This window comes from Ruegeria sp. YTSA075 (assembly GCF_059610245.1).
The window spans coordinates 1-13,738 of sequence record NZ_JBXWNG010000002.1; the positions used below are offsets into that span (position 1 = coordinate 1).

Genomic DNA, 13,738 nt, shown 5'->3' on the forward strand with positions numbered 1-13,738 from the left:
CAATTTGCCCAACTGGCAGGGGAATAGACCCGCCTGCGCGATATCATCAGCCTTCAAAGAAAATTGCGACAGAACCACCTCAAATAGACCCCAGAGTTTGCGACACATCCCAACAGAGTCCATCCCGCCCGTTTTTTTCCTACTCCACATTACTTTAATGCGCATAATATATACTTTTTGAGCACCTTTGGGCACCCATGGAGGAGCCGAATGTAAACCGTTGTCACGCGCAACCCATTCTGCCCAGACAGGGGCTCAAAGTGGCGGGCTAGAACTCATCAGCCCGTCCCCTGCCCTGCCTAGCCCGGGTCGCATGCGCAGCATTCACTCCTGGTGGTTTCTTCGGTCAGCGCCATAGGCCGACATCCGTTGTTAATAATTTATATGTCCAAGCGCCCGTTTGCAGCGGCTTTGGAGGCCACCGCCCTACTCTCGTGCAACCTGCAGACAACAGAATGGTTGGCCCTGCGCCAAATGATTAAACACGCCAGATTGCTTGATCCGGTCTGACCGAAACACTCCCGTACCAAGGTCTGAGTGTTTTGGTAGGTCCCTGCCCTACCCCCCCTCCGCCGTTGACCATTTGATGGAGCTTGAACGAAAAGCACCGGGCTTCTAGCCCGGTGCTTGACTTCGCCTTACTAAACGAATTCCTTACCCGTGGGTAAGATCATCCTCTTCTTGAAGGCCATCAAGTAAGACGGCAACAGCCTGTTCCAACTTGCTGCGATCCACTCGTGTGAAATCAAGGTCGTACTTTAATTCGATGCGCCCATTCGAAGCAGAGCATCTAGCAACCCCTGCCCGCCCAGAGACTTGAAACGTCGTTTTTGCACGGCGTGTTTTTCCAGGGCTGCTCGGTGCTGGTTTTTTTTCGCCCCCCGTCTGAACCTCTAAAAACGATCGAAGGATCGCCATTTCACGCGCGGAGTCCCGTTCCGGTTCGCTCATCACAGCGGTGCTCACTTGACGTACCAAACCAGGATCAGCGTCCAGTTTACGTTTCAGCTCAACACCGAGATTACGCGGGATGTCATTTGGATGCATCAGCACCTTGTCCAACATCATCAACAAACTCGCAAACGCTCGGATATAGCTGCGCTTGGTGTAGCTGGCAGACTTGAACAGAATTGCCACCGCCTTATCCACATCCGCGCATTCATTTGCCGAATCTTCTGTATAGGCGCGCGCCAAAGCGCCCATTTCCGCAAAAGAGATATCCTTGCGGATAAGGTTCTCATCCACCATACGCCGGTAGCTGTCGTTGATATCCGCAGCGTCCGAAATGCCCGCCGGGATTTCTGCGTAAATCTCCTCACCCGTTTCCTCGTATAGGGCACGATAGGCAGACAAGCGGCGCATGCCCTGTATCAGGTCAAACCGCCCATCCGAGCGACGTTCCAGCCGAATTGGATTTGACAGGCCGATATCGCGAATCGAGTCTTTCAATTCCTCCAACTCGGCATCCGGTCCATCTTTGCGGTCCCGCGTCAGCTTTTCAGTGACGACATTCGAAAGCGCCACGCGCTCGGTCACCAAACCTTCAGATCGCAACCGCACCAGTTCATGCGCCAATCGATCATTTTCGGCACGGATCGTATCTTCAGTCGATTGCTGATCGCGCAAGGCATCCGCGTTTTCAGAGATCGCCGCGGCCATAGGACCGCGCCGCTTGTCCAGAATCTTGTCAGGAACCCTGCCGACGGGGATGTCCTCCATCGCCGGCATATCGATGTCGAACATTCTGCGTTTACGGCTCATGCGTCATCCTCCAGCTTGTCCCAGGCCGTCAGCATGACGTCCCGGAATTCTTCATAGACATTGTCAAAGGTCGAACGCGCGCGGCGCCAGGTTTCGCGCGTCATCTCGCGGTAATCCATCTCGTAAACCGAGCTTAGGAAACGGCCGGACTGTTCAACCGCGCGGGTCATTTCCACCGGGTGCTGCGCGACATTATCGCCAAAGACCTTGCGGAACGCTTCGAACATCGCAAGGTGCAGGGCGTTGCCCGGCTCATAACGCGTCAGCAGAAAGCGAAGCTCGCAGAAGGTTTTGGGAAGACCGATCTTACCCGTGGGTAAGGTCTTGTCGAACCCATAGGCCAAATCTTCAAGCGCCTCGGCCAGCTGACCGATGAAAGAGGTGGTCGAGTCGTATTCCCAATACCCCGGCCCGGAAGGGATATAGAGCATATCCGCCGCAAAGACCGCGTTCATAGACTGATAGCCAATCGCGGGCGGGCAATCAAAAAGGATCAGGTCATACGCGTCATCCGGGATCTGATCCAGGTAACGCGACACCGCTGCAAAGAACGACCATTCGGGGTTCAGGTGCCGGTACTGAGCCGATGCAAATTCGACGAAAGCCGCATTAGCACAGGACGGGATCACATCGATCGTCGACCAGGAGGTCTGCCGAATAAAGTCGGCAACCCGCAGATCACCCAGCCCCATGCCAGTGATAGCGGGTGGCAACTCCCGGCGGGGCAGGGCGGTACCGGATTCGGCCGCGGCGGGACGGTTGTTCATCCGCTCTGTTTCACGGATCAGATCACGCGCCATGATACCCCAGACGGTAAAATCCTCGGCCACATCAGTCAGGCCCATCGAATGGCTCAGGGTGGCCTGCGGGTCGAAATCCACCACCAACACACGGTACCCATCCAACGCAGCCGCATGCGCCAGATGCAAGGCAACGGTCGATTTCCCGGCACCACCTTTGAAATTGGCGACAGCCGCGCGCATGGCGCGCTTGCCAGCGGGGCGAGGCGGCATCAGGGATTTGCGGTTCACCTTGAGCCTGCGACGCAGCTCGTTCACCTCTTCCAGGCTGAACCAGCGCTGTCGGCCATCTGGCTCGACCTCACCACCGGGCAGCGAAGGGTCAGCGGCAAGCTTACCGCGGAAGGTCGACTGGTTGATCCGAAAGATCAGCTCGGACACTTCCCAGCTAGAGAAGCGACGGAGCGTCTTCTCCATCTCGGGGCTGAAGGTCTGCTGCCGTATCCAGCCCTGCAGTTTCAGCGATTGATTGCGCAATGCGTTTAGATCTTGGTGCGTGTACATGCCTCAGCTCTCGTTTAATAGGACGCTATTTGTTGCCTTTTTTCTATTTACGCCCGATTTGCACTTTACGCAAAAGAAAATATCATGAAGATGAAACTTACCCACGGGTAAGAAAACAAGGGTCATCGCAACGCTGAGCGATTCGGAGCCAGGGGCACTGAACGACACAGCCGCGCATCACCGCCCCGCCCACAATTAGGGGGTCACTAATGTGTAGGTAACCCCATTTAGGGGGACAACATAGCCAAATAAGGGGGACATCCAGGACGTCCCCCTTCACCAATACTTCACCAAATTTCTTTTATTGATTGGATCTGGATCTGTTCTCAAACTGGTCTGAATTGAGACTCTGCTTGACAGAATCGAAGCTTTGGACGCTAATCGCTGCAAGATGATGAAAAGCGTTGGCAAACAGCGTGACACGGCGGTAAGACCCGCATGAGGCAGACCAGAGCGGTGAGAAAGAGGATGCAGCTTGCAAAACCGGTCGGGCGTAATGCACCCGCCCTCAAGTACGATATTCTATCGGCACTGACGGTACATGCGCTGTCGGGCGACAAGCATCGCCAGCGCAGTATCCTTCGTATCGTCGCCCTGATCACCACGCGGTACAACTGGCGTAGCAATGAGCTGTCGATTGGACGAGAAGAAATCTCGCGGCTGTGGTCGGTGAATGAACGCACAGTAAAACGCGAAATGGCGAAGTTTCGCGCGATGGGGTGGATCGTGGTCAAACGACCAGCTGCGCGCGGGCGCGTGGCGGTATACGAGCTGGATTTGAAACAGCTGATGCTGGACACCTCAGAGGTCTGGCCTGTGATTGGCACTGATTTCCAGGCGCGCATGACCGAAGAGCCCGAAGCGGCCACCAATATCGTGCCCTTCAAGGCCAAACCGGTATCGCCTGATGGGGCTGCAGATGATGTCTGGACTCAGGTGCAAGCCATTCTACATGGCCGAGACCCAGAACTTTGGGCGAGTTGGTTCCAACATCTCAGCGAAGCCGAAAGGGCAGGGGGTGTTGCCACGTTGATCGCCCCATCGCGTTTTATGGCAGATTACATTGCCCAGAAATGGAGCGCACGGCTTCTGGCCGCCTACAGCCGGGTTGATCCGAGCATACGAACGCTACGTTTTGAGACCTCTGAATAGGCCGGTCATGCAATCAGGTTATCACATCCGGAGAAGACCGCCCGCAAATCTCTTGCAACCTGGTAATCGCGACGATGACATTGGCAACCCCACTCAGGGCACTTTGCGGATCGGCCCCCAGATCGCCATCCTTTGGCGTGAACCTTTCCAGGTAGACGCGGATGGTGGCGTTATCCGTACCGGTACCGGACAGGCGGATCACACCGCGGCTGCCGTTTTCAAAGACGATGCGGATGCCTTGATTATGGCTGGCCGATCCATCGACGGGGTCGTGATAGGAAAATTGATCTGCGGTCGCGATCACAAGCCCATCCGTGCCGCTGCCGGGGAGGTCTGTTAGCCGTGCGATAAGCTCCGACATCATCTGATCAGCCTTGGCGCTGTCCACGCCTTCGTAGTCGTGGCGCGAGTAATAGTTCCGCCCATAGGTCTGCCAGTGGTCTTCCATGACCTGGCGGACCGAAACCCGGCGTTTTGCGAGAATATTCAGCCACAGGAGTACTGCCCATAATCCGTCTTTTTCGCGCACGTGATCCGATCCGGTCCCTGCACTCTCTTCTCCGCACAAAGTGATCCGACCGGCGTCTAGCAGGTTTCCAAAGAACTTCCAGCCGGTTGGAGTTTCATGGCAATCGAGGCCAAGATGGCTGGCCACGCGGTCTACCGCGGTGCTTGTGGGCATGGATCTGGCGACGCCGGCCAAACCTTTGGCATAACCCGGGGCCAGCTGCGCATTGGCAGCCAGAACCGCCAGGCTGTCCGATGGGGTGACATAGATGCCTTTACCCAGGATCATGTTGCGGTCGCCATCTCCGTCAGAGGCTGCGGCAAAATCCGGCCCGTCGGGTGACATGACCAGATCGACCAGCGGCTTGGCCCAGATGGGGTTGGGGTCAGGATGGCCCTTGCCGAAATCGACGGAGGGTATTGCGTTGAGCACCGAACCCGTTGGCGCGCCGAGTTCCTGCTCAAGGATCGTGGTTGCATAAGGTCCCGTCACCGCATGCATCGCGTCGAAGCGCAGGGTAAAGCCATCGGACAGAAGGGCCCGGATCGCATCAAAATCGAACAGTTCGCGCATCAGATCGGCGTAATCGGTGACCGGGTCGACGATTTCGATCTGCATCCCCTCAAGCTGAGATGTGCCAATCTGGCTGAGGTCGATATCGTCGGTTGTTAGCGTGTGATACTCGGCGATGGTTTGTGATTGCGCATAGAATTTCTCGGTCAGGCTTTCCGAGGCTGGGCCGCCGTTCGACCCGTTGAACTTCAGACCGAAATCCGCATCGATGCCACCGGGATTGTGACTGGCCGACAGGATAAAGCCGCCATCGGCCTTTCGCTTGCGGATCAGGTTCGACGCGGCCGGTGTAGACAGCAGACCATTCTGGCCGACGATCACCCGGGCCGTGCCATTGGCTGCGGCCATGCGCAGGATGATCTGGATGGCCCCGGCATTGAAGAACCGACCGTCGCCGCCAATGACCAGCGTTTTGCCCACGCCACCGTCAATGGCGTTGAAGATCGACTGGACAAAACACTCCAGATAGCCCGGCTCCATAAACACCCGCGTCTTTTTGCGCAGTCCCGAGGTTCCGGGTTTCTGGCCCGCAAAAGCGGTGCAGGGCTGTGTCACGATCGGCATGTTTTAAATTCCTTGTTCTGAACATTGACGCAGGTGGTGCGCGCCAGGTCCGTAAATATCTGAGCCCTACGCGGGTCGTGCGTCGGACAATGATAATGAAGTGATAGGGCAGAGGGGGTGCAGGTCACAAGCCTGTCGGTATCGCCTGGGTGATCTGTCTTCATGTGTTCCCCCGAAATCATTTGTGGCCGAGCGTGGCCGGCATACGGTGTTTTGCCAACCTGACGCAGCACCTCCATTCGCTGTCTAGGCATTGCGGTGAAAACCGGGTCAGGTGTCGCACCTGTCTGGATACGCGCCGATTGCACCAAAAATATGATCCGAACGCACCTGCTGAAATATCGAAGCCCAATTACCTCTTGCAGCAGCCGCAGGGGCAATCCTGCGCGCGCACCCAGAGATGATCACCATCTCAGACCAAGAACCTCGTTAGAAGGAAACATAACTTGCGAAATCTAAAATTCCTCACTGCTGCTGCGTCAGTTGCGGGTCTTGCGAGCCCCGGTTTTGCGCAAGACGCTGCACCGTCAGGCCAGTGGCAGCTTGGTCTGGTCGCAGGGATCGCGACAAACCCTTATCTGGGCGAAGACACCGAGGTTGTTCCCTATCCGCTGATCACCTACCGCAATGGCCCCCTTTCGATCGGTACGCTTGGGATCGAGTATGAGGCCTATGATGCAAACGGTCTGTCCGTTTCACTTGGGCTGGTGCCGCGTTTTTCCGGCCTGTTTTCCACCGACGCACCAGAGCTGGACGGGATCGACCGAGAGATCACAGGCGATCTGGCTCTAGAACTCGACTATGATTTGGGTCGGGGCTTTGGCGCAGGCGCAACATTTCGTCAGGAAGTGACCGGCGAACACGAAGGGCAGGAAATCGTGCTGGACGCGCGATACGGCACACAGCTTGGCAAACTTTCACTGGAATTTGTCGGCGGTGTCGGATGGCAGAGCGACGGCCTGAGCGAATATGTTTGGGGTGTGTCTGATGCCGAAAGCCGCCCGGGCCGCCCAGCATATGCGCCGGGGAATGTGTATATACCGTTTGCGGAAATCAACGCGGTTCGCCCGATCAATGACCGCTGGGTTCTGGTCGGCGGGCTAAGAGCTGATTTTCTTCCTGGCGAGGTATCTGACAGCCCCATCATCGATGAAGACGACATCTTGAGCGCTCGGATCGGAGTTTCCTTTAACTTCTAGGCCTGGTTGACCACGGCCCGTCATCGACGGGGCAAAACACAGATAGGCAATTCGCAGCTTGGCGCATTGCCCATACTCTTAACAGCAAGGTGAAAACATGAAACGAGTCGTCCTGGGCGCTTTGGCGGGGCTGTTTGGCAGTGTTCTGGTGTGGGCGTATGCCTTTGATGAGGACCCCAACCGGGTGAATGCAATTTCAGTTGCAGACGAGCCCATGGTCTCGGGTGTATTGCCGCCCGAGCAAGCGCTTACATTCTCTCAGACCCTGGATGCGGAAGGTCAGATCAGGGCAGTTCTGGTGACGGGTCTGGAAAATGATGAAGTACGGGGTGTCGATCTGTCGGCCTATGGTGCTTCGTTGGATGTCAGCCCGTTTCACGTGCTGAATCAGCTGGGCCGCGATGAACTGCAAAGCTTGTACCAGCGCAGCCTTTCGGGCAGCGGCGATGTAGTGACCGAGACTTATCGCATTGATCAGTTGTTACCGGCCGCAGGAGACGCTGATCGGCACATAGGTTCAGGCACCAACTTTCCGGAACATGCCGCAGAAACCCAAAGCGAACTGGTTTTCAACTTTCCCAAATTTGGGCGTTCGACCCCTCCGGTGACAACTGTTTCATACGAACCGGGCGTTCTTCTGGACTATGAGGTAGAGATTTGCACCCGCTTTGATCGTGATATCGCGACGATGGAAGATTTCGCGCATGCGCAGAAAGGCTTTTTCCTGTGTGGCGACTTTACGGACCGGTCCAAGCTGATGCGTATGATCGACACCGATAACTTTGACTCGGGCCTTGGGTTCAGCGATTCAAAAAGCGGAGTTGGGTTCTTTCCCAGCGGGCCGTTTCTGGTCATCCCATCGAACTGGGAAGACTTTGTCAAAGCCGAGCGTATCCAGACCTACCGAGATGGTATCCTGAGACAGGATGCCCATGGTGGTGAAATGACACTGGGCTTTGACAAGCTGGTAGAAAAGGTACTGTCTGACACTACATCCACCCGCTTTGTCTATCAGGATCAGAATTGGCTGCTGGTGGATGATGCCAAGATTCATCAAGGTCAGGCGCTGATGTCCGGTACGCCGGAGGGGGTGATCTTTATGCCACCCTCGGTCAGGCAGATCACCCGTGGCGTGTTGAACTATATCGGTTCGGCTTCATTCCTTTCATCCATGTCTGGATATGAAGGCGTTATCGAAAGCTTCATACGTCAGGAACTGGCATCAAACCGGTTTTTGCAAATTGGTGACACGGTTGAGTATGTATCAAACTCAATGGGGTCCATACGGATCCAGGTGGTTGGAAAGAACGGGTAGATCCAGGTCCATGGCGGCGGGTTCCATCCTGCCGCCTTTCTACGTCACGGTGGGCGCGACCCGAAGGGGGCGCCAGAAGTGCCTGGCGCGCAGCATTGCAATTCTTCATCCTGCGATCCGGTGCGACGATCTTGCCAAAACACGCAGCTGAGGCTTTGGTGTCAGAGCAGTAGCTGAGGGTGAAGACATGGATTGGCTAAACGTCGTTTGGGAGTGGGTTTCGAAAAACCAATGGTTCGTGGCGATCATTGCCTCGATCATCGTTGCATATCTTACCGCGCATTATCAGTCACGGCACGAACATGTCAGAATACGCGAAGAACTGAAGCTTGAAACCTCAACCGAAGCGGCGATCATTCATCTGCTGGACCGCCAAGGGTGGGAGTTGCGAAGCTTTTACACCATCAAGTCACATATAAGAGGGTTTGAGGATGATGAGCTGCGCAGATTGCTTGTGCGATCCGGTGCGATCGCCTTCCAACAATCCCCGTCAGAGCGCGACCCCGATGATCCGCTTAGAGAAAACCCAGACAAGCTGGAGCGGTGGGGGCTGCTTGAAAAAAACACGCATCGGCTAGTCAAGAAAAACTGATTGCAATCTTGCTGATCCGGCATGGCAGACAGGCCGACGGATCGACCTGCCCAAAGCCCGCTTGGAAGAAGCGTGTGTCTAGAGTACCACCTGTTCAGCCAGCCCGGCCTTGCCCGCCAGATGGGCGGCAACCGAGGCGACAGCCAGGTCCTGCAGGCCAACGCCGGTGCCGTCGAACAGCGTGATCTCGTCATCGCTGCTGCGGCCCGGATGATCACCGTTGATGACTGCCCCGATGGGGGTGATCTGATCCTCGGTCAGGGTGCCGTTTGCGATGGCGTGTTGGGCCTCGCCGATGGTGATGGACTGCGCGACCTCATCGGTGAAGACAGTTGCCGAAGCGACCAGCGTGGCGTCGAGTTCTTGTTTGCCTTTGGTGTCGGTGCCCATACAGGCCAGATGGGTGCCGGGTTTGACCCACTCTTTCATCAGCAGTGGTTCAAAGGCGGATGTGATGGTGATGATCACATCCGCCTGCGCGCCCAGCTCTTCCTGGGTGACGGCCTCAAAGCCCAGACCCAGCTCGGTCGCAACCGCGCCCAGACGGGGCAGCATCTCGGGGTGGGGGTTCCAGGCGACAACTTTCTCAAAATCGCGCTGTTCGGCAGCGGCGCGCAGCTGGAAGGTTGATTGATGGCCTGCGCCGACCATGCCCAGTACCTTAGCTTCCTTACGCGCCAGATGCGCAATGGAGACAGCCGAGGATGCCGCCGTGCGCACCGCGGTCAGATAGTTGCCACCGACCAGCGCCGACAGGCGCCCGGTATCGGGATCGAACAGGAAGACGGTGGATTGGTGGTTGGTTAGACCCTTGTCCATGTTACCCGGCCAGTAGCCGCCTGATTTGACGCCCAGCACCTGCCCGGTGCGGTCGAAGCCGGATTTAAAACCATAAAGCGCGTCGGCATAGCCGATGGCCTCACGGATGACCGGGAAGTTATAGGCATCGCCGCGCGCCATGGCAGCGAAGACATCCTGCACGGCGTCAAACGCTTCGGCGCGGCCAACCAGTTGCTGGCACAGGTCTTCTCCGACGATCAGCAGGGGTGTGTCTGTCATATCTTTCATGACCTTTTCCTTAAGCTCTGGGGTGCAGGTCCGGGCGGCAGGGGAAGGGAAAACTGCCGCCCGGGACGCATGTGCGGCGGCTTAGTAAGCCTTGCCGCGGGCAGAGACCGGCCAAAGCGCTTCAACTTTGCCGTTCCGAACACCCACATACCAATCATGCACATTGGCGGTCGGGTCGCAGTGGCCCGGGATCAGGTGCAGCTTGTCATTGACCTTGAGAACACCGTCCGGGTCGGCAACCACGCCATGCTCGTCCGAGCATTTGACATATTCCACATCCGTGCGGCCAAAGATCACCGGCAAGCCGCTGTCCACCGATTGCGCCTTGAGGCCCGCATCGACGATGGCCTTGTCTGCCTTGGCATGGCTCATGACGCTGGTGAGGATGAAGAATGCGTTCTCCCATTCTCCCCGGTCGATGCGGTTGCCGTTTTCATCGAGGATGCGGCCGTAATCGGCGTCCATGAAGGCGTAAGAGCCGCATTGCAGTTCGTTATACACGCCCGACGTGCTCTCGAAGTAGTAGGACCCCGTGCCGCCGCCGCCGACGATGTCGCAGTCCAGCCCTTCGGCCTTCAATCCATCCACGGCGCCTTTCACCTGCGCCACGGCGATGTCGATCTTGGCTTTGCGATCCTCGTAGAGGTCCATGTGCTGCATCGCGCCCTGATAGGCCTGGAGACCGGCAAACTTCAGCCCGGAGGCCGCGTCGATGGCCTTGGCGATGGCGATGACCTCGGGGGTGGTGGTCACGCCACAACGACCCGCGCCGCAATCGATCTCGACCAGACATTCGATCTGGGTGCCGTGGCGCTGGGCCGCTTCGGACAGGTCGGCGACATTGTCGATATCGTCGACGCAGCAGATGATCCGCGCGCCTAGCTTGGGCATCCGCGCCAGCCTGTCGATTTTAGCCGGATCACGCACCTGATTGGACACCAGCACATCCTTGATACCGCCCCGGGCAAAAACCTCAGCCTCGGACACTTTTTGGCTGCAGATGCCGCAGGCACCGCCCAGCTCGACCTGCAATCGGGCCACATCGACGGATTTGTGCATCTTGCCATGCACCCGGTGGCGCATGCCATGGGCTTTGGCATAATCGCCCATCTTCTTGATGTTACGCTCCAGCGCATCCAGATCCAGCACCAGCGCCGGGGTCTGGATGTCGGATGCGTCCATGCCGATGGCAGCGGGGATGTCGTAGCCGACTTCAAGTTGTTCGATGTTTGCGGGCGTGTTCATGATGTCCTCCTCAACCCTTGATCCAGGGCAGTTTGTCCAGATCCACATTGCCGCCGGTGATGATCACGCCGACGCGTTTGCCCTTGAACACCTCCGGGTGCTTCAGGATGGTCGCCAGCGGCACCGCGCAGCTGGGCTCCATCACGATGCGCAGGTATTTCCAGGTGATCTTCATCGCTGCGATGATTTCGTCTTCGCTGGCGGTGTGAATGTCGCTGACGAAGTTCGACACAAAGTGCCAGGTGTTTTCCTTTAGCGGCACTTTCAACCCGTCGGCGATGGTGACCGGCGCGTCATCAGCGATGATGTGACCCGCTTTGAAGCTGCGATAGGCATCGTCGGCCTGTTCCGGTTCCGAGGCATAGATCTTCACTTCAGGCGCGAGGTTCGACAGGGTCAGGCAGGTGCCCGAGATCATGCCGCCGCCGCCAATCGGCGCGACCACGGCATCCAGACCGTCGGTCTGGTGCAGCAGTTCCGCCGAGCAGGTCGCTTGCCCCGCGATCACCCGGGGATCGTTGTAAGGGTGCACGAACTCACCACCTGTGCGCGTCTGCACTTCGGCAAAAACTGCCTCGCGCGATGTGGTCGAGGGTTCGCATTCGGTGATGATCCCGCCATAACGGCGCACCGCATCTTTCTTGGCTTGCGGCGCTGTGCGCGGCATCACTACGTTGCACGGGATGCCCCGGCGCCCGGCGGCATAAGACAGGCTGAGCGCATGGTTGCCGGAAGAATGCGTGCAGACACCGCGCTGGGCGGCCTGATCATTCAGCCCAAAGACGGCGTTGCAGGCGCCGCGCACTTTGAAGGCGCCCGCCTCCTGAAAGTTTTCACATTTGAAGAACAACTGCGCGCCGGTCAGATCGTCCAGATAGGCGGATCGCAGCACCGGGGTGCGGTTGATATGTGGTTTGATCCGCTCATGCGCTTCGCGCATATCGGCTAGGGTCAGGCAATCAGCCGAGGTCATCGCGTCAAGCATCAGGCCCCACCTTATGCTGCGGATTGCATGGGGGAGGCGTGGCTTGCGCGGAAGTATTCCTGCGCCGCCGCGACACCACTGCCCAGCTTGATCGGATAGTCCAGATCGGCCATGGCCATTTCGATGGTAGCCAGACCGGACAACACCATCACATCCGTCAGGCTGCCGAGATGGCCGATGCGGAAGGCTTTCCCGTTCATCTCACCCAGCCCGATGCCAAAGCTGACGCCATAGGCGGTAAAGGCATGGTCGGTCAGCGCATTGCTGTCGAAGCCTTCTGGCACATAGATTGCGCTGACCGTATCCGAGTAGAGATCCGGCGACTGTGCCACCAGCTGCAGCCCCCAGGCCGCGGTGGCCTTGCGCACGCCTTCGGCCAGACGGAAGTGGCGGGCATAGACAGTGTTCAGGCCTTCTTCGAACAGCATCTTCAGGCTTTCGCGCAGACCATAGATCAGCTGCAATGGCGGGGTGTAGGGGAACCCTCCCGATGCGTTGGCGTTTATCATGTCGCGGAAGTCAAAGAAGGTACGCGGCAGCTTGGCCGCTTCCATCGCCGCAAGCGCTTTGGGGCTGACGCACAGGATCGCCATGCCGGTCGCCAACATGAAGCCCTTCTGCGAGCCGGACACTGCGATATCAACGCCCCAGTCATCAAACTCGAATGGCATCGAGGCCAGCGAGCTGACGCAATCCACAAACAGCATCGCCGGGTGATTGCTGCTGTCCATCGCCTTGCGTATGGCGGCGATATCAGATCGCACACCGGTGGCGGTTTCATTATGGGTGACCAGAATGGCCTTGATCTCATGGCCCGTATCGGCAGCCAAAGCCTCGGCAAATTTCGCCGCCGGCGCGCCGCTGCCCCAGGCGCATTCAATGATCCGAACATCCAACCCATGACGTTGGCACAGGTTGATCCAGCGGTGGCTGAACATGCCGTAGCGGGCGACCAGAACTGCATCGCCGGGGCTGAGCGTGTTGGTCACTGCGGCCTCCCATCCACCGGTTCCACTGGACGGGAAGGTGACGATCTGTCCGGTCGTGGTACCAAAGACCTTTTTGGTGCCTTCCAGGATTGGCGCGAAGGTCTCAACGAAATCCGGGGCGCGGTGGTCCTGAGTTTGGACCTGCATCGCCAGGCGCAAACGGTCGGGGATGTTTGTGGGGCCGGGAATGAAGACCGGGTTCTGGTTGGACATTGTCACTTCCTCTGCTTTGAGAAGAGTGTCCTATCCGGGGGTCAGAACTGCAATTTTCTCGAAAATGTTTTTCGGTAGGTCAGGAAACCGCGTAAATCACTGAAAATGCAAGATAGCTTATTTTTTCATTTTCATGGATCAAAATTGGGAAAACTAAAAAATGTGTGTGGGGCGAGCTAAATTGACGAATATTTGCGCGAGATTGATCTGAGATTCGTTCGTGATTTGATAGCTATCGCATCCAACATCTTTTTCTTGCGCAAGAGCGTT

11 protein-coding genes are annotated in these 13,738 nt (G+C 57.4%); 4 read left to right on the top strand and 7 right to left on the bottom strand.

Annotated elements, in window-relative coordinates:
* Positions 1-654: 654 nt before the first annotated feature.
* Together AC2FGE_RS03150 and AC2FGE_RS03155 are read right to left on the bottom strand one after the other, a co-directional pair.
* Positions 655-1,761: a ParB/RepB/Spo0J family partition protein gene (locus AC2FGE_RS03150; protein WP_496817741.1), complete on the bottom strand. Its 1,107-nt coding sequence runs from the start codon at positions 1,759-1,761 to the stop codon at positions 655-657.
* Positions 1,758-3,065 carry an AAA family ATPase gene (locus AC2FGE_RS03155; RefSeq protein WP_496817742.1) on the bottom strand — a complete coding sequence of 436 codons (1,308 nt, stop codon included), beginning with the start codon at positions 3,063-3,065 and terminating at the stop codon, positions 1,758-1,760. The genes AC2FGE_RS03150 and AC2FGE_RS03155 overlap by 4 nt, the downstream gene beginning before the upstream one ends.
* 468 nt (positions 3,066-3,533) lie before the next feature.
* Between AC2FGE_RS03155 and AC2FGE_RS03160 the strand changes: the two genes are divergently transcribed.
* Positions 3,534-4,217, top strand: coding sequence for a DnaA N-terminal domain-containing protein (locus AC2FGE_RS03160; protein ID WP_496817743.1), 684 nt, complete (start codon positions 3,534-3,536; stop codon positions 4,215-4,217).
* 13 nt (positions 4,218-4,230) lie between these two features.
* Here the strand turns inward: AC2FGE_RS03160 and AC2FGE_RS03165 are convergent, their stop codons facing one another.
* Positions 4,231-5,862, bottom strand: a complete 1,632-nt coding sequence (locus AC2FGE_RS03165; RefSeq protein WP_496817744.1) for an alpha-D-glucose phosphate-specific phosphoglucomutase — start codon at positions 5,860-5,862, stop codon at positions 4,231-4,233.
* Positions 5,863-6,308: 446 nt separating this feature from the next.
* Between AC2FGE_RS03165 and AC2FGE_RS03170 the strand changes: the two genes are divergently transcribed.
* The 3 genes from AC2FGE_RS03170 to AC2FGE_RS03180 all read left to right on the top strand — a co-directional run bounded on the left by AC2FGE_RS03170 (position 6,309) and on the right by AC2FGE_RS03180 (position 8,968).
* Positions 6,309-7,061, top strand: coding sequence for a MipA/OmpV family protein (locus tag AC2FGE_RS03170; protein WP_496817745.1), 753 nt, complete (start codon positions 6,309-6,311; stop codon positions 7,059-7,061).
* A gap of 97 nt (positions 7,062-7,158) precedes the next feature.
* Entirely contained in the window at positions 7,159-8,376 is a 1,218-nt protein-coding gene (locus AC2FGE_RS03175; RefSeq protein ID WP_496817746.1) for a fumarylacetoacetate hydrolase family protein, read from the top strand.
* A 187-nt stretch (positions 8,377-8,563) separates the two neighbouring features.
* Positions 8,564-8,968: a hypothetical protein gene (locus tag AC2FGE_RS03180; protein WP_496817747.1), complete on the top strand. Its 405-nt coding sequence runs from the start codon at positions 8,564-8,566 to the stop codon at positions 8,966-8,968.
* Between the two features lie 78 nt (positions 8,969-9,046).
* Here the strand turns inward: AC2FGE_RS03180 and bhcD are convergent, their stop codons facing one another.
* The 4 genes from bhcD to bhcA form a co-directional block, all read right to left on the bottom strand.
* Positions 9,047-10,027 carry an iminosuccinate reductase BhcD gene (gene bhcD / locus AC2FGE_RS03185; protein WP_496818284.1) on the bottom strand — a complete coding sequence of 327 codons (981 nt, stop codon included), beginning with the start codon at positions 10,025-10,027 and terminating at the stop codon, positions 9,047-9,049.
* 90 nt (positions 10,028-10,117) lie between these two features.
* Entirely contained in the window at positions 10,118-11,281 is a 1,164-nt protein-coding gene (gene bhcC / locus AC2FGE_RS03190) for a 3-hydroxy-D-aspartate aldolase BhcC (protein WP_496817748.1), read from the bottom strand.
* A 10-nt stretch (positions 11,282-11,291) separates the two neighbouring features.
* On the bottom strand, positions 11,292-12,266 hold the full coding sequence (gene bhcB / locus AC2FGE_RS03195) for a beta-hydroxyaspartate dehydratase BhcB (protein WP_496817749.1): 975 nt from the start codon (positions 12,264-12,266) through the stop codon (positions 11,292-11,294).
* 11 nt (positions 12,267-12,277) lie between these two features.
* Positions 12,278-13,468, bottom strand: coding sequence for an L-aspartate--glyoxylate aminotransferase BhcA (bhcA, locus tag AC2FGE_RS03200; protein WP_496817750.1), 1,191 nt, complete (start codon positions 13,466-13,468; stop codon positions 12,278-12,280).
* Positions 13,469-13,738 lie beyond the last annotated feature (270 nt).